At 61.7% G+C, this 16,875-nt stretch carries 13 protein-coding genes, 1 tRNA gene and 1 riboswitch; of the genes, 8 read left to right on the top strand and 6 right to left on the bottom strand.

What is annotated here, in order from left to right; genetic code table 11:
- The first annotated feature begins 58 nt into the window (after positions 1-58).
- Positions 59-1,162, top strand: a complete 1,104-nt coding sequence (locus HMPREF2919_RS01170) for an isochorismate synthase (protein WP_049348945.1) — start codon at positions 59-61, stop codon at positions 1,160-1,162.
- A 112-nt stretch (positions 1,163-1,274) separates the two neighbouring features.
- On the opposite strand, the gene HMPREF2919_RS01165 is transcribed toward HMPREF2919_RS01170, so the two are convergent.
- A complete protein-coding gene (locus HMPREF2919_RS01165; protein WP_080977133.1) occupies positions 1,275-2,264 on the bottom strand; it encodes a 4'-phosphopantetheinyl transferase family protein in 990 nt (329 codons plus the stop codon).
- Positions 2,265-2,439: 175 nt separating this feature from the next.
- Between HMPREF2919_RS01165 and HMPREF2919_RS01160 the strand changes: the two genes are divergently transcribed.
- The gene (locus tag HMPREF2919_RS01160) at positions 2,440-3,888 is read left to right on the top strand and encodes an RNase H family protein (protein WP_049348943.1); all 1,449 of its coding nucleotides are present in this window, start codon (positions 2,440-2,442) and stop codon (positions 3,886-3,888) included.
- Positions 3,889-4,119: 231 nt separating this feature from the next.
- Here the strand turns inward: HMPREF2919_RS01160 and HMPREF2919_RS01155 are convergent, their stop codons facing one another.
- From HMPREF2919_RS01155 to HMPREF2919_RS01140, 4 genes are all read right to left on the bottom strand, one after another.
- Positions 4,120-4,410, bottom strand: coding sequence for a WXG100 family type VII secretion target (locus tag HMPREF2919_RS01155; RefSeq protein WP_005504526.1), 291 nt, complete (start codon positions 4,408-4,410; stop codon positions 4,120-4,122).
- A gap of 416 nt (positions 4,411-4,826) precedes the next feature.
- A complete protein-coding gene (locus tag HMPREF2919_RS01150) occupies positions 4,827-6,326 on the bottom strand; it encodes a sensor histidine kinase (RefSeq protein ID WP_049348941.1) in 1,500 nt (499 codons plus the stop codon).
- A 1-nt stretch (position 6,327) separates the two neighbouring features.
- Positions 6,328-7,032 (bottom strand): response regulator transcription factor, encoded by a 705-nt coding sequence (locus HMPREF2919_RS01145; protein WP_049326988.1) that lies wholly within the window; start codon positions 7,030-7,032, stop codon positions 6,328-6,330.
- Between the two features lie 74 nt (positions 7,033-7,106).
- Entirely contained in the window at positions 7,107-7,379 is a 273-nt protein-coding gene (locus HMPREF2919_RS01140) for a hypothetical protein (protein WP_049340923.1), read from the bottom strand.
- 141 nt (positions 7,380-7,520) lie between these two features.
- On the opposite strand from HMPREF2919_RS01140, the gene HMPREF2919_RS01135 reads away from it, so the two are divergent.
- The 3 genes from HMPREF2919_RS01135 to HMPREF2919_RS01125 all read left to right on the top strand — a co-directional run bounded on the left by HMPREF2919_RS01135 (position 7,521) and on the right by HMPREF2919_RS01125 (position 10,678).
- The gene (locus tag HMPREF2919_RS01135; RefSeq protein ID WP_070593144.1) at positions 7,521-8,303 is read left to right on the top strand and encodes a DUF3027 domain-containing protein; all 783 of its coding nucleotides are present in this window, start codon (positions 7,521-7,523) and stop codon (positions 8,301-8,303) included.
- Positions 8,304-8,513: 210 nt separating this feature from the next.
- Entirely contained in the window at positions 8,514-9,218 is a 705-nt protein-coding gene (locus HMPREF2919_RS01130; RefSeq protein WP_049353230.1) for an iron-dependent transcriptional repressor DtxR, read from the top strand.
- A 610-nt stretch (positions 9,219-9,828) separates the two neighbouring features.
- A riboswitch (cyclic di-AMP (ydaO/yuaA leader) is annotated at positions 9,829-9,988 on the top strand.
- Positions 9,989-10,678, top strand: a complete 690-nt coding sequence (locus HMPREF2919_RS01125; protein ID WP_070593142.1) for a C40 family peptidase — start codon at positions 9,989-9,991, stop codon at positions 10,676-10,678. It begins immediately after the preceding riboswitch.
- A 182-nt stretch (positions 10,679-10,860) separates the two neighbouring features.
- Here the strand turns inward: HMPREF2919_RS01125 and HMPREF2919_RS01120 are convergent, their stop codons facing one another.
- Positions 10,861-11,874 (bottom strand): DUF4031 domain-containing protein, encoded by a 1,014-nt coding sequence (locus HMPREF2919_RS01120; RefSeq protein WP_070593140.1) that lies wholly within the window; start codon positions 11,872-11,874, stop codon positions 10,861-10,863.
- 119 nt (positions 11,875-11,993) lie between these two features.
- On the opposite strand from HMPREF2919_RS01120, the gene HMPREF2919_RS01115 reads away from it, so the two are divergent.
- The 3 genes from HMPREF2919_RS01115 to sucC all read left to right on the top strand — a co-directional run bounded on the left by HMPREF2919_RS01115 (position 11,994) and on the right by sucC (position 16,858).
- Positions 11,994-12,066 (top strand) — tRNA-Arg (locus HMPREF2919_RS01115).
- Positions 12,067-12,245: 179 nt separating this feature from the next.
- A complete protein-coding gene (locus tag HMPREF2919_RS01110) occupies positions 12,246-15,230 on the top strand; it encodes a UvrD-helicase domain-containing protein (RefSeq protein ID WP_070665856.1) in 2,985 nt (994 codons plus the stop codon).
- Between the two features lie 461 nt (positions 15,231-15,691).
- Entirely contained in the window at positions 15,692-16,858 is a 1,167-nt protein-coding gene (gene sucC, locus HMPREF2919_RS01100) for an ADP-forming succinate--CoA ligase subunit beta (protein WP_005504561.1), read from the top strand.
- Positions 16,859-16,875: the final 17 nt, after the last annotated feature.

The raw sequence follows: 16,875 nt of genomic DNA, 5'->3' as shown, positions 1-16,875 counted from the left end.
CCCCGCGTCCGGCGTTTAGATGCCCGGCGCGAACCCACACACCACTGATAGAAATACGATGACGAACCTTCCCGACTTTATCTTTTCCACCGGCACCCGCGTTCTGCGCGCATCCGGTGCGATGACCCCTGTCACCTTCGATAATGCCCTGGACGAGGCGAAACGTGCCGGTAGCGCCGTCGTGGGTCTGATTCCTTTTGACCCGGACATGCCCGCCTACCTCTTCGTGCCTGAACGCATGGAGGAGCAGCAGGTGCCGGTCCCCGAGCAGACCGTGGCGCTTGCCGAACCGGTATCGGTCACCGGCCGCCAGAACGACCGGTTCCGTGCCGCCGTGGCGACCGCCGTGGAGCGCATGAAGGCGGGTGAGCTGAGCAAAATCGTGCTTTCGCGTGTGCTCACCGCCCGCTACGCACCCGGCGCTCTCAACCTGGAAGCGCTGTACAACAACCTGCGCGCCCAGCAGCGTTCCGCATTCAACTTTGCGGTGCGCCTGCCCGAGGGCGAGCGCGGCATGAGCGGAAGCTACCTGATGGGTGCCTCCCCGGAGCTGGTGTTCCGCACCGAGGGCCGCGCCTTCAAGACCCACCCGCTTGCCGGTAGCGCCCCGCGCATTGCCGAGCCCGGTAGCGCCGAGGACGAAGCGATTCGTGACCGTCTGTTCGCCTCGCCGAAGGACCGCCACGAGCACGCCTACGTCATCAACGATATTGCCGAGCGCCTGGCACCCATCGCCGAGGAGCTGAACGTGCCGCAGGTGCCCTCGCTGCTGCAGACCCCGCAGCTGTGGCACCTGGCGACCCCCATCGACGGCGTGTTGAAGGAGGGGCTGACTTGCCTGGACGGTGCCCGCGCGATCCACCCGACTCCCGCGATTTGCGGTGCCCCCACTGAGAAGGCGCTGGAGCTGATTCGCCAGCTGGAGTCTTTCGAGCGCCGCTACTTTGGCGGTCTGGTCGGCTACATGGACGCCGAGGGTAACGGCGAGTGGGCGTTGGTGCTGCGCTGCGCCCAGGTCAGCCCGGATGAGGCGGTGCTGTACGCGGGTGCGGGTATTGTGGCTGAGTCCGACCCGGAGCTGGAGCACACGGAGACCGGCACGAAGCTCGGTAGCTTTGGTCGCGCCCTGGGCGTGGATACCCTGGGCGAAGATACCCCTTAGGTTCTGCCACGAACGCCTTTCGTGACTGCCTTGACCCGGCAGAATAAAACGACTGAACGCGCTCGCTGTTATGGCGGGCGCGTTCAGTCGTTGTTGTTATGGGGGAGCGTGGCTAGTCGGTGAGCAGACGCTTGAGCTCCAGGGGAGTGGCAACCGGCAGAAGCTGAGCCTCAAGCTGCACGGGCTCACCCTCGGCAGGGTTCTCCACAGCCAGGGCGATGAGCATCTTCTGCGCGTGCTCGGGGTTCTCCGCATCGGGCAGCGCCACGGGTACCCACTGCAGGCTAAAGCTCCGCTCGATAGCCTCGCCGCCGCCCTGAGGTGTGGGTGCGCTAAAGGTAGCACGCGCGGTCAAGCTGTCCTGAGTCAGTACGCGCAGGGCGGTCGGCTCGGGAACGTTGCTGCCCAGAAGGTCCCCCGGGACCTCCTCGTTCATGGCAAGTTCGAGCGCATCCAGCAGCTCATCTGTGAGCTGCACCCGAACCAGGGAGGGCACTACGCTCAGGCCGTGGCCGGTCGCTTTGAGCACCGCCTCCTTAGCGGTCCACAGCGCCACCGAGAACAGGTGCAGTACGGGCGCGGGGCGTTCCTGCGCCACTCGCTCATAGAACGCACGTTCTTCATTGGAGAGCGCTAGGCGCGCAAAACCGGAGAACAGACGCGCATCCAGAGTCTCAACATCCACACCGAGCACCGCCGAGGGGTTACGGCTAAACGCACCCACGACCAGCGGATTCACCTGCGACATATTGAAATTTACGCCCGCAATACGCGGCTTACCGTGCTTCTTACCGCTGGTGCACAGGGTGCAGGAACGATCCACCTCAATCTCAGAAGCGGCACTGGACGGCACATCCAGACGAGCCGCCGCCATGGCACGCATGAGCGCCTGAGTGCTCAGGTAGCTGACCGCCGCCGTGGAGGTCGGCAACTGCGCCGCATGCTGCTGCTCGGCAAGACCCAGGTAGCTCAACCAGCTAAAACGCAGGGAACCGTACATCGTGCGGGTGGGAAGAGCGAAAATCTGCACGCGCTCGCTCGGACGGGCGGTAGGGTGCTCCGGGTGCTGTGCGCTGGGTGTTTCGGGGGCAGAATAGCTCATAGGTTTAGTGTACCCGCCCGGCATTACGGCAATGGGCGCGTCCGAGGCTGCTTGAGGTTGTCCACAGCGGCGACCGCGCGCTACGCACCCTCGCCGCCGGTGCGGTAAAGTCATCACAGACATCATTACGGACAGCCGCCCGCACGATAGAGCAGCGGCACAGAAAGAAGGTACCGTGAACAGCACGCAAGAAATCATTGCCGCCGCAGACGGCTCGGCGCTGGGCAACCCCGGACCGGCGGGCTGGGCATGGTATATCGACGATGACCACTGGGCGAGCGGCGGCTGGGCGCACGGCACCAACAATATGGGTGAGCTCAAGGCTGTCCTGGATCTGTTCGAGGCGACCGCATCCCGCCCGGAGGCGAAGCTGCGCGTGTACTGCGATAGCCAGTACGTCATTAACTCGCTGACCAAGTGGATGCCCGGCTGGAAGAAGAAGGGCTGGAAGAAGTCTGACGGCAAGCCCGTGCTCAACCGCGACCTGCTGGAGGCGCTGGATCAGGTGCTGACCGGCCGCGACTACGAGTTTATTTGGGTGAAGGGCCACGCCGGTCACGAGCTCAATGAGAAGGCGGACTCCCTGGCGAATGGTGCCGCGCGCGCCTATCAGGAGGGTCGCGAACCTGCGCACGGCCCCGGCTTCGGTGCCTCTGCTGAACCTGCGGCTGCGGCTGTGGAGCTTGTGGCTGTTGAAGCGCCGATTGTGAATGCTCCGGCTGCAGAACCTGCACTCTCTGACGTTGCCCTCTCTGAGGTTGCGCTCTCTGGGGCAGCGCCCTCCGAGTCTTCCGCGGACGCCCACCTGCCCGTGCAGGAATTCACCGCAGCCGAGATTGAGAACGCCCAGCGCGGCGTGGAGAGCCTGCGCCTATCAGGTCTGCTGCGCCCCGCCTCCGCGGTGAACGCCCCCGACCCGGAGGCGGTCCGCACCCGCAAGGAACAGCTGGCGCTCGCGGCGGAGCGTGCCGCTGAGCGTGACGCAAAGGCACTGGCGCGCCAGCAGGAGACCGCTCAGCAGGCATCGAACGCCGCGCAGGCGGAAGAAGAGGATGACCTGACCGGTCTGGAAGAGTTCGCGGGTATGGACCCGAACGATGTTGACCCGGCGGAACTGCTGGGTGAGACGGAAGAACACGCAGAAGAGCAGACGGTAGAGCCCGCCGCGGCGCCCGCACAGACCGTAGAGTCCGCTCAGGTTGAGGCACCCGTGGAGGAAGCGCCCGCTTCTGCTCCCGCGCGCACCGCTCCCGCCGCGCCTGCTCCGAACCCCGCTGTCCTGAACCCTGAGGAAGCCTCCGCCGCAGAACAGCTGCTCGAAAGCCGCGGCTCCGCCATGGAAGCAGCGCAGCTGGAATCCATGCTGCACGAGCGACTGGTGTGGGTGACCGCCACCGGCAAGTCGGTGTCCCGCTCCTCGGTGCTGCAGTACCGTGAACGCGCCTTCACCCAGCAGGGTGCCCCGCTCAAGCAGGGCGTGCAGGTGCTGGATTCTTCTAGCGTGCTGGTCATGGCGGCGGTTGCCACCGCGCGCGGCCGCGTGAGCCGTTCAAGTATCTGGCATTACGACGCTGAGCGCGGCCTGTGGCGTTTGCGTTTCCGCCAGGAGACCCCCGCCTCCTAAAGCTGAGCTCCTAACGCTCAGCTCCTAAGGATTGGGCTCTTGAGCCCAAAGATTTCCGTGCAATAAAACCCCGCCGCATCCTCAATTGCGAGGATGCGCCGGGGTTTTCTCAATAAATGTTCGCCGCCTTCTGGCGAATCTGGCGGGCGGTGTGCCGTGCGGCCGGACCTTTTAGCCGCCCGGTCTACCGCCTGCCTGCGGGTGGGCTTCTGGGCTTATTGCCCTGCCCCCTTAGCCGACGAACATGGAGGCGTTAGCCTGCTCGGTGTCTGCGTAGTTCACACCTGCGCGGGTGAGTGCCTCGTTGATCTGGGTGATGGATGCTTCGACCTGGCGCTGGGTTGCGTGCCACTGGTCCAGTACGCCCTGGAAGTTAGCGGATGCAGAGCCGGTCCAGGAGCTCTGCAGATCGTGCAGGGATGCGGTCATACCGTTGACGTCTGCGGTGATGGATGCGACGTAGGATCGTGCCTGTGCGCTCTTGGCTGCGATGACTTCGGAATCGACATTGAACTGTGCCATGGTTTTTCTCCTTTGAGATATGTGAGATGGGTGGGGCGGTTGCCCCGTGGTGGTGCTTGGGGTTTGGATCTCTGGAAGGGTTGAGTTCCTGACCGGAAGCTTGTTATCACTATATATTTCAAAATGCATCAAATGAGCTAAAAATGATTATTTGGTAAATCTGTGGATAAACCCGCCAGATTCGCTCCAGCATCTCGAAAAAATCGAAAGCCCTCCCGAAAATGACGCCGCCATGACGCACGCTAGATTGCCCCCGCTGTTCTTGAGCCGCCCAGCTTCTCCTCACTCGCGCTCTCCTCACTCGCACCGCCGCGAGTTATCGCCCCGCCGCGATATAGTCCCGCCTCCAGGGCACAGCAAAACCCCCGAACCGTAGAACACTCAAGTTCCACAATCCGGGGGTTTATGCGTCCGTGTTATTTCATCAGCTGATCGTCCGAGACAGGCGGCGGATAGAACGGCAAAGAAATCACGAAGGTAGCACCGCCACCATCGGTCTCTTCAATATGAATCCTGCCCTCGTGCTGCTCAATAATCGCAGCCACAATGGACAGGCCCAGACCCGTACCACCAGTCTCACGCGAACGTGAAGTATCGGTGCGGTAGAAACGCTCGAAGACGCGCTCGCGGTCCTCGCCGTGAATACCGGGGCCGTGGTCGCGCACCTCCAGCACGGACAGCGGGAAACCGGGAACCTCTTCGCGCACGCCCACCGCAATCTCCAGGGGAGAGCCGTCGGGGGTGTAGCGCATGGCATTGGTCAGCAGGTTCGCCACGACCTGACGCAGGCGGGACTCGTCACCGAGCACGGTTGCGGAGGTCGGCGCCACCTCTTCGTTCAGGCCCACCAGGGACACCGCACGATCGGGTGCCGTAGCGTAGGCGTCGTTACTAGCGTCCACCGCCAGGTTGAACAGGTCGAAGGGTGCCAGCTTGGATTCGCGGCGCTCATCAATACGCGCCAGGGTCAGCAGGTCTTCCACGAGCTGACCCATACGCTTGGACTCCGATTCGATACGGCTCATCGCGGTAGCGACAGCCTCATCGGTTGGTAGCGCTCCCTGACGGTACAGCTCCGAGTAGCCTCGAATACTGACCAGCGGGGTGCGTAGCTCATGTGAAGCGTCACCCACGAATCGGCGCATTTTCGCCTCGCTCTTCTCGCGGGCTTTGAAGAGCATTTCAATCTGGGTGAGCATCGTGTTCAGCGAAACCGCGAGGTTACCAATCTCATTGCTCGGGTTGTAGTCCTCAATACGCTGAGAGAGGTCACCGGCAGCAATCTTGGCGGCGGTCTGCTCCACGCGGGCCAGCGGCTCGAAGGTGCGGGTCACAATCACCCAGGTCATCGCAATCGCGGAGGCAAGAGTCGCCAAACCAAACGCGAAGGTCAGCACACCCACGAGGGCGACCACCTGGTTTGTTTGCTTCAGCGGCATGGCAATGATGAGGGAGGCCGCCTCCGGCAAACCTGACGTGTCGTTGGTTTCAATGGGCACGGCGAGCACACGCCAATCGGAGGAGCTGCCCACCGAGTTGACGGTGACCGCCTCCTCATTTTGCTTGCGAACCTTCTCTTCGGTCCAGCCCTGCAACGCCGGCTCGCTGAACTGCTCGCTGTCCTCGGACTTGAGCGAGTACAGTACGTTGCCGTCCTTATCGAGCAGGTACAGGCGGTAGGTGCTCAGGGATCGTTCCTGATTGCCGGAGGGGCGCACGGTCGCCAACTGCACGAGTGAGGAGGCGTTGCTTTTCATCTCTTCGTCCAGCTGGTGCACCATCTGGGCGCGCAGAGCGGAAATCGCCACCAGGCTCGTCACCGCAATGGAGAGGGCGATGAGCATGGAGGTGATGAGCACCAGCTGGGTGCGAAGGGAAAGAGACTGGGGGATCCGGTCGAGGGGTTTGAGCGCCACGTTAGCCTCGAGAACCGCGAATCATGTAGCCCACACCGCGCTTGGTGTGGATGAGCGGCTCGTGGTTTTCACGGTTGTTGTCGATCTTGCGGCGCAGGTACGAAATGTAGGACTCAACGATGGAGGAGTCACCGTTGAAGTCGTACTCCCACACGTGGTCAAGAATCTGCGCCTTGGACAGCACGCGGTTGGCGTTGAGCATCAGGTAGTGCAGCAGGTTGAACTCGGTGGGGGAGAGGTCAATCTCTTCGTCACCGAGGAACACTTCGTGGGTGTCCACGTTCAGGGTGAGTGCGTCAACGCGCAGTACGGCGTCGTCCTCTTCCTGGATGCTGCGGCTACGGCGCAGAATGGCGCGGATGCGGGCGATTACCTCGTCGAGGGAGAAGGGCTTGGTGACGTAGTCGTCGCCGCCAGCACCCAGACCGGTGACCTTGTCTTCGGTGGCGTCCTTCGCGGTCAGGAAGAGCACGGGGGTGGTGGTGCCGTTTTCGCGCAGGCGGCGGGTCACCTCGAAGCCGTCCATGCCGGGCATCATGACGTCCAGGACGATGAGGTCGGGGTTTTCGGCGTGTGCCTTTTCGAGGGCTTCGCGGCCGTTGCCGGCGGTAACTACTTCAAAACCGGCGAAACGCAGGGAGGTGGCGAGCAGTTCAAGAATATTGAACTCGTCATCGACGACTAGGAGTTTTGCTTCAGCAGACATACTCTATCTTTCTCTCTGAATGGCAGGCTGTACTTGATAAGTGAATGATGTGTGTGAGCTTGCGGCTCAAATCTTTATGCCTTGTTGCGGCGCATGACCGACAGGATCAGTGCGGCCATGAGTGCAATAAAGGCGACGGGTAGGAGGACCAGCGGAATCTGGCTCATGAGGGCGGGCGGCGTTGCCCCAACCCACTTCATCACGAGCATGGCAACTCCGGTGAGCAGACAAAGCAGGGCGAGAATCGCGCCGCCTGCACCGAGCCAGCGGATGGCTCCGGCGTAGGGCAGGGGTGCAGGGGTCTGCTCTGCAGCGTTGTGCTTATCCTGTGCGGGTTCATTACTCATGGATTTAACGGTATCAGCTCACACACAGCTGTTCGTGGGCGAAGCCCCAGATTCAGCGGTTTGAGACCCAAATTCACAGCGTATGTGAAGCTTGGGGGAGCGGCCGCACTGTTTGCGCACGCGAGATGCTTTAATAGGGGTATGTCTGAACAGGTTATTGAACTGCTCCCCGAAACTACGCCCGCTACTGACGCGCCCGCAGAGTCCGTTGTGCCTTCTGCCGCGCCTGAGAGCGCTGACGAGGGTAGCGCTGTACCTGCTGAGACTCAGCCCTCCGTGAACGCTGAGGAGCCTGAGGTGGCTGAGACGCCTGCTGAAGAATCTGCTTCCGAGGAATCCGCTACCGAAGAAACTGAACAGAACGAAGACTCCACCCCCGACCCCTTCACCCCGCTGGATGAAGAGGTAGGTGTCCCCTCCCTGGGTGTTCCGCACAAGCTGCGCCGCACCTCCAAGGTGGATGAGATTCTTGCCGCCGCTAAGGACGTAGCGCTGCAGGGTGTGCGAGAGATCGCCCCGGCACACGCTATCGGTCTGGTTCACCACGTGCGCGCCGAGGAAGAGCGCCTGAGCACTCACCTCTTTGAGTGCACCCTGCCCGGTTACCGTGGCTGGTTCTGGTTTGCTACCCTCTCGCGTGCGCCTCGCTCCCGCGTGGCAACAATCTGCGAGGTGGGCCTGCTGCCCGGCGACGACGCGCTCATTGCGCCGGATTGGGTGCCGTGGGCTGACCGCGTTCGCCCGGAAGACCTGGAGGAGAACGCCGCGCAGGAGAACGTAGAGCAGGAGAATGTAGAGTTTGATGCAGCTACTGAGGAATCTGCTGAGTCCGGTGAGCCCGTAGAGAACAACTCGGCGGAGAATGAAACCGCGCAGAACGCTTCTGCTGCAGAGGAAACTGCCGAGGCTGAGTCCGCAGAGTAAGCCTACCGTCTACTCCTCTTAATAAAGGGGTGGGTTAGCAAAAGCGTATATATGAGGTGTCTTGAGTCGTCCAATGAGTTTTCATTGGGCGACTCAATGACTTAAGCCGTGGCAAAAGCCGCTGAAAAAGTACATAATAGATTATTGAATTAAGTAACGACTTAGGCAGTGCTATCTAAGTACTGTTGCGGTGAAAGCTGGGAGAGATATATGACAGACCTCATCGATACCACAGAGATGTATTTGCGCACCATCCTCGAACTGGAGGAAGAGGGCATTGTCCCCATGCGTGCGCGCATCGCTGAACGACTCGAGCACTCCGGCCCGACCGTTTCCCAGACTGTGGCACGTATGGAGAAGCACGGTCTGCTCACCGTTGAGCCGGACCGCCACCTCGAACTGACCGAGGAAGGCCGCCACAAGGCGGTCGAGGTGATGCGTAAGCACCGCCTGGCTGAGCGACTGCTCTCTGACATCATTGGTCTGGAACTTGAGTACGTGCACGAAGAAGCATGCCGCTGGGAGCACGTCATGAGTGACAAGGTGGAGAAGCGCATCCTGGAGATGCTCAAGGACCCCAAGTTCTCCCCGTACGGTAACGCTATCCCCGGCCTGGAGGATCTGGGCCACAGTAGTGAGAAAAACGACGAGCGTACCGTGCCCATGTCCCTGGCGGCACGCGACTCCGGTCCCGAGGACCGTTTCACTATTTCTCGCTTCCCCGAGTCCATTCAGACTGACGTTGAGCTGTTGAAGCTGCTGGCTGACGCAGGTATTGTTTACGGCGCTTCGGTGTCCGTGGTTGCTGGCCAGGACGATGACGTGATTGTTCACGCTGATGGCGAAGAGGACACCCTCTCCCTGGATATGGACGTGGCAAACGCAATTGTGGTCAAGCGCGGCGGCAACCTCTAAGCTCTAATTCTGAGAGTCCGCTAACCCAGTTCACGCTAAACGGTGGTATCGCCTCCCTTTGTGGAGGAGGTGCCACCGTTTTTGTGCACGTGTTAGGGCTGCTCGGCCTTGCGGGGGAGGCTTCGGGGGAGCTGAGGTGCCTAGTGGACGGGGTATTTCAGAGTTTGGTCATGTGCGCGGGCGCATATACTCCTCTCTCAGAGTTTTAGCAACTGCGCTTGAGTGCATTTTTCGGGTTTTTCGCTTAAATCTGAGGTTGAAACTGATGGAAACGCCGATGTTTGAGCAATCTCTGGGAGTGGACACTTAAGAGATAAGGGTCATTTTTAAGAGTTTTGAACCCTGTCCTTAAGGGGGTACTGGTGCATTAAAAGCGAATGTGCATCCTTGTAAAATACCTAGTCAAGAGCCTTAAGCGGTAGCTGTTGGTTCCATTGAGAGGGGGTCAAATGCCTGGAGTGCCAAGTTTTCCCCCCAGGGTGAAAGTTCAAAATTTAAGCCCGAATGAAGTGACAACTGGGAGTTTTCTGTGTATTCTCATTTCTGTGCCCAAATCCTCATCGTAAGAGGGCACCGTCGAAGCGGTTCCGCTGAGTTCTGCCAACGCTTCGATGTACGTCTACCCAATATGGCAGAAGCGGGGGACCCAATCCCCAAGCTGGGATACGGCATCTCAATCGAGAAGCCTCGGGGCTAAGTCACTTCGGTGGCCGAGCGAATCCATGCTCGAGCCCGACAGCTCACCTCGTCAGGCAATGGAGGAATTACCAATGGCTAAGAAGATCGTACGTACCGCAGGTGCAACCCTCGCAGCAGGCGCAATCCTGCTCGGCTCGACCGTTCCCGCGAACGCATTCGCACAGATCCCCGCTGCGGCTGATTTGTCCTACGACTACACCAACTACGAGTTCGACTACACCAGCTACAACACCCCCGCAACCACCTACGTTGCACCCCAGGCTCAGGCACAGCAGACCTACGTTGCTCCCGCAGCAGCTCCGGCACCCGTAGCTGAGACCACCTACGTAGCACCCCAGGCTGAGACCCAGCAGGCTTACGTTGCACCCGTTGCAACCGAGGCTCCCGCTGCACCCGCAGCTTCCTCCGCTTCCACCGGTAACGCTTCCCGCGACGCAATCGTTGCAACCGCAATGAGCGGCCTGGGCGGCGCATACGTTTGGGGCGGCAAGACCTTCGGTGCATGGGACTGCTCCGGCTTCACCTCCTGGGTTTTCGCTCAGCACGGTATCAAGCTGACCGCTTTCACCTACGCAATGAAGAACGAGCTGCGCCCGACCGCTAACCCCCAGCCCGGCGACATCGTCTTCCAGAACGGCTACAGCCACGTTGGTATCTACCTGGGCGACGGCAAGATGATCTCCGCTCTGAACCCCACCAACGGTACCCTGGTGCACCCCACCTCCTGGATGTCCGTTGACGGCTACTACACCGCTCTCTAAGCCTTAGCGCATAAGAGCTGGGTCTAGCCCAAAATACTTCAAAAAGGCGCCTACCCCGCACGCGGGTGGGCGCCTTTTGTGTACCCGAGATTTGTGTACCCGAGAGATTCCATGAAAATACCGCCGAGAGCGCACCTTAGTGTGGGTGCATTCTCGGCGGTATGTGTTTTAGGTGTATGCGGCTAGGATGCCAGAGTCTGCAGAAGCCCCTGCGGGTCCTGCTCCCACTCGCTGAGCTCAGCTTGCAGATTAGCCCGCGCGGGCTCCTCCCAGAGCTGTAGACCCTCCTCGGAGAGGAAGATGCGTTTACGCCCCAGGATCGAACGCAGGAAGGTCGTACGACCGGCACGGAATGCCTCATCGTCAAGATGGGAGTACTCGCTACGCACCCCGCGCAGGTAGCGGCGGTAGCGTGCCGAATCAGCCGCCAGGATAGCCATATCGGCATCGAGGAAAAACTGAATATCCGCCGGCTCATAGCCCGCCGGTAGGTCGGCAGACTCGGGCAGCTCGTGGGTTGCCGTGGCACGCACCAGAAGGCTCACCATCTGCAGCTCGTCACCACTGAGCAGGCCCGCGGTAACCAGCGGCTCCAGGGAGGTGTTCGCCAGCTGCTCGCTACGGCGCTCATCCTCACCCGGCGCGCCCTCGTACACCGCGTCGTGGAACCACGCCGCCAAAACCAACGCCAGGGGAGTAGAACCCTGCGTGCGGTGTGCGTAGAGACGGTCCAGATCGGTGAGCATCTGCGAAAGGTGCCCGCTGTGGTGGTAGGCGCGGTGCGGCTGCTCCCATGCCTGCAACAGGCTCTCACCCAGTTCCGCTACCTGCGCCGTGAGTTGAGCTTGGCTCACGGAAGGAGCCTCCACATGCTTGAGGCGGGGTGTAAACGCTGCCTCCCAGGCGCGAAGCAGACGCGGGCGAATCTTCTCGGGGCGCTCCTTCAGGGGAATCCGCAGACCGCTCGCAATGAGCGTGCGAGTCAGCTGCGCGCCGCTGAGCTCCTTCGCGCCCGCCCGTACTAGATCCTCGTAGAGGTGCGCCGGAACGTCGTAGTGGTCGCGGTCGAAGGCACGCTCACTGATGCTCGCAGTCGCGGCGAACTCGTGCAGTTCCGCCAGGGATGCATCGGAGATGAGATGTGAGAAGACGGTGCCGTGCGCGGGCCAGGTGGGCGGGTCAATGTAGATGCTCATTCGTACATTGTAGGAGCGGTTCTGCCGCCGGGTGCGGGTGTCCTCAAGCGGTGAACACAGGGCGGTGAACACGGGCTGTGCGGACCCTTGGTGCGGGGTGCTTTATACTGGATAGGTACGCCCTCGTAGCTCAGGGGATAGAGCACTTCTCTCCTAAAGAAGGTGTCGGACGTTCGAATCGTCTCGGGGGCACACAGAACCGGCATTCACCCCGGTACAAGAAACCGCCCGTCGCTTGCATTAGCAGGCGCGGGCGGTTTTCTTATCTTTGCTCGAATGAGAGGGCGGCGGATGACCGAAAGGGTGGGAGCTGCGGAGCAAATGCGGTAGCATGGAATATCGAACGTGTATTCTAGGCAGCGAGGTAGACGATGAGCGACAAGCCCGAACAGCAGAAGCAGCCCTTCACCGAACAGGACGGCCTGTTCGCCGCCGAACTCGTCACCCCCGCAGCACCGGTAGACCCTGCACCAGTGGACGAGCCGCCCTTCGACCCCTACTACGACGTACCCCCTGCCGAGGACGACTACTACGCCCCTCCCACGGACGCCGCAGTGATGGATGCTCCGGTGATGGAGGCGCCCGCACAGGACGTACCCGCCGCCCTGCCTGCCGGCATGCCCGCCTACGGTGCCCCTGCTAATAGTGTGCCCGTTCCTGTACCCGGCGCACCCGCAGCCTTCACCGCCGCAGACCCGCTCGGCGACTTCATGCCGCCCGCCTACCGCGTCGGCGGCTACGGCGAGGACTTCGATCCCGCCGACCCCTACGGCGAACGCACCCACAGCCTCAACGCTGTTGACCCCGCCTCCCTCACCGCGGGGCTCAACGAACGCCAGGAAGAGGCCGTACTGCACTCCGGCTCGCCCCTGCTCATCGTCGCGGGTGCGGGCTCCGGCAAGACCCGCGTGCTGACCCACCGCATCGCCTACCTGCTCGCAACCCACCGCGCGACCCCCGGCCAGATTCTCGCCATCACCTTCACCAACAAGGCTGCCGCCGAAATGCGTGAACGTATCGAGGCGCTGGTCGGCCCGCGCGCCAAGCACATGTGGATTTCTACTTTCCACAGCTTCTGCGTGCGTGTGCTGCGCCGTGAGGCCGCCGCCCTGGGGCTGAAGTCCACCTTCACCATCTACGATTCGACCGACTCGCAGCGCCTGCTGAGCCTCATCATTAAAGAGCTCAACCTGGACACCAAGAAGTTCACCGCTAAGGCCGTGGGCAACCGCATCTCCGCGCTGAAGAACGAGCTGGTCAGCGCCGAGGCGTACGCATCCCGCGTGGCTAGCGATAACCCGTACGAGAAGACCATCGCGCAGATTTACACCGTCTACACGCAGCGTCTGCGCGCCGCTAACTCCCTCGACTTTGACGACCTGATTGGCCGCACCGTCTTTTTGCTCAAGAAGTTCCCCGAAATCGCGAACTACTACCGCCGCAAGTTCCGCCACATCCTCGTGGACGAGTACCAGGACACCAACCACGCCCAGTACCAGCTGGTGCGTGAACTGGTCGGTGCCCACGCGAAGGCCCCGGCTGACCGCGGCCCCTACCCGGACGCTGTGCCCCCTGCCGAGCTGACCGTGGTGGGTGACTCCGATCAGTCCATCTACGCATTCCGCGGCGCGGATATCCGCAATATCACGGACTTCGAGAAGGACTACCCGAACGCCCACACGATTCTGCTGGAACAGAACTACCGTTCCACGCAGAACATTCTCTCCGCGGCGAACGCGGTCATTGAACGCAACCCCGACCGTCGACCCAAGAAGCTGTGGACCGCCTCCGGTGCGGGTGCGAAGATTATCGGTTACGTCGCCGAATCCGAGCACGCCGAGGCACGCTACATCACCCGCGAAATTGATCGCCTTGCCGATGAGCACGGCGTGCAGCCCGGTGACGTCGCCATCTTCTACCGCACCAACGCGCAGTCCCGAACCCTTGAGGACATGCTCATGCGTGCCGGCCTGCCCTACCGGGTGGTCGGTGGTACCCGCTTCTACGAGCGTAAGGAAATCAAGGACGCCCTGGCGTACCTGCGCGCCCTGAGCAACCCCGATGACGACGTGAACGTGCGGCGCATCCTCAACGAACCCAAGCGCGGTATCGGTGCTAAGTCTGAGTCCGTGGTGGCGGAGTACGCGAGTGCGAACCGCATCTCTTTCTACGCCGCCGCACGCCAGGCAGCCGACATCCCCGGCCTGGGTGCCGCCGCGGTCAAGAAGTACGCCGAGTTCGTGCGCCTCATGGACGACCTGGCGCAGATTGCCCGCACCGAACCCGCCGCAACCTGCCTGGAAGCGGTCCTGGAACAGACAGGGTACCTGGCGGCTCTGCGCGCCTCCAAGGACATTCAGGACGAATCGCGCGTGGAGAACCTCTCCGAGCTGCTTGACGCCATGGTCGAGTTCGAGACAGAGAACCCCGGCGCCGACCTGGAGCAGTTCCTCGAACACGTGGCCCTGGTCGCCGACGCCGACTCAATCCCGAACCGCCCCGCCAGCGCGGAGGGTGAGAACGCCTCCGCCGCACAGATTGCCGCCGAAGCCGCCGAGGCGAAGGCGCAGGGTATGGTCACTCTCATGACCCTGCACACCGCCAAGGGCCTGGAGTTCCCCGTGGTGTTCCTGACCGGCATGGAGCACGGCCTGTTCCCGCACCAGCGCGCCCTGACCGATGAGAAGGAAATGAGCGAGGAGCGCCGCCTGGCGTACGTGGGTCTGACCCGCGCCATGGAGCGCCTGTACCTGACCCGCTCCGAGACCCGCACGATGTGGGGTAAGAGCCAGTTCAACCCGCCCTCGCCCTTCCTGGAAGAAATCCCGGAGGAGCTTATCGAGTGGAAGCGCACCGCCGGTTTCTCAGGCTTTGGTGCCTCCGGCATGGGTGCGTACGGCGCTCGCGGCGGCAGTTCCTATGGAGGAAGCTCCTACGGTGGTGGCTACGGCAGCGGTTACTCCGGCGGTTCGCGCTCCGGATACAGCTCCGGCTACGGTTCCGGCGGCTACTCGGGTGGTTACGGCTCCGGCAGCTATAGCTCGCGCGGCTCGTACGACCCCTACGAGTCCCGCCCCGCACGTCGTTCCGAGCCGTCCACCGCGGACATTAACGGCTCGGCAAGCTACGGGCTGGCGGCTGCCGCCTCCTCAAAGGTGACGAACCGTTCCCGCGTGCATCAGAGCAAGGAAATCCCGACCCTGGCGGTCGGCGATACCGTGCGCCACACCAAGTTTGGTGAGGGCCGCGTGCTCGCCGTTGAGGGTAGCGGCGATAAGACCGTGGCGAAGGTCCGTTTCGGTTCGGAAGAGAAGCGCCTGCTGCTGCGTTACGCGCCGCTGGAGAAGGTGAGCTAACGCGTCAGGCGTGCGAACCTAACAACGCCGATGGAGGGGCGGGTACCTGAGGGTGCCCGCCCCTCTTTTATGTGCTGTATCGGGCGTGTTGTCCGCCTGCTGAGAAGGTGGCCGGGGCTTTGCAGAGCACGGCGGTAAACGCCGCATTTTCGCCGGTATTTCGCGGCGGATGGGGGAGTGTTAGCTCGGGTTAGTTACCTGGTGCACTGCCTTTGGGTGGAATGTACCCAAAATATTTGTGAGCTGAGTCGCTAAAATCTCAGATTTGGGGCTCTGTGAGTGCGAGCTCACGCCGAATCCGATAGAGTAGAGACGAGAGAAATTCCCCGCGTCAATGATGCGTGTGCGCCGGGTGCGAGAGACCCCTATCGCACCGTACTGACCACACGGGGGAACCTCCTCTAATGAGACCAGGCCGAGTGCACCAGTACTCGGCACCACTTCGAAGAAGAAGGACACCTGTGGACCTTTTCGAATACCAGGCGCGCGAGCTCTTCGCAAAGCACGGTGTACCCGTGCTCAAGGGCATTGTTGCGACCACCCCTGAAGAAGCAAAGGCAGCAGCTGAGGAAATTGGCGGCCTGACCGTCATTAAGGCTCAGGTTAAGACCGGCGGCCGCGGTAAGGCTGGCGGCGTTAAGCTCGCAAAGTCCCCCGAAGAAGCTTACGAGCACGCTAAGGCAATTCTCGGCATGGACATCAAGGGCCACACCGTTCACCGCGTGCTGGTCGCTGACGGCGCAGACATCGCCGAAGAATACTACTTCTCCCTCCTGCTGGACCGTGCAAACCGCTCCTACCTGGCAATGTGCTCGGTAGAAGGCGGTATGGAAATTGAGCAGCTCGCTGCTGAGCGCCCCGAGGCACTGGCAAAGATCGAGGTTGACCCGCTGGTCGGCCTGGACCAGGCTAAGGCTGAGGAAATTGCTAAGGCAGCAGGTTTCTCCGCAGAACTGCAGGAGAAGGTTGTTCCCGTTCTCGTCAAGCTGGGCGAAGTCTACACTAAGGAAGACGCAACCCTGGTTGAGGTTAACCCCCTCGTTCTGACCCCCGAGGGCACCATCCTCGCCCTGGACGGTAAGGTCTCCCTGGACGACAACGCAGAATTCCGCCAGCCCGAGCACGAGGCTCTCGTGGACAAGTCCGCTGAGAACCCGCTGGAAGCTAAGGCAAAGCAGTTCGACCTGAACTACGTGAAGCTGGACGGCGAGGTCGGCATCGTTGGTAACGGTGCAGGTCTGGTTATGTCCACCCTGGACGTCGTTGCATACGCTGGTGAGAACCACGGCAACGTCAAGCCCGCAAACTTCCTTGATATTGGTGGCGGCGCGTCCGCTGAGGTTATGGCTGCCGGCCTGGAAATCATTCTGGGCGACGAGCAGGTCAAGAGCGTTTTCGTGAACGTCTTCGGCGGCATCACCGCATGTGACGCAGTGGCAGACGGCATCGTGAAGGCTCTGGAGATTCTGGGCGACGCAGCAACCAAGCCCCTGGTTGTGCGCCTGGACGGCAACAACGTTGCTGAGGGTCGCCGCATCCTCTCCGAGGCGAACCACCCGCTGGTTGTTCTGGCTGAGACCATGGACTCCGGCGCTGACAAGGCAGCAGAGCTCGCTCACAAGGCGTAATCGCCAGCAAAGGATTT

It is taken from the genome of Rothia sp. HMSC068E02 (assembly GCF_001813565.1).
GTDB lineage: Bacteria > Actinomycetota > Actinomycetes > Actinomycetales > Micrococcaceae > Rothia.
This window is presented reverse-complemented; position numbering and strand designations above follow the sequence as displayed.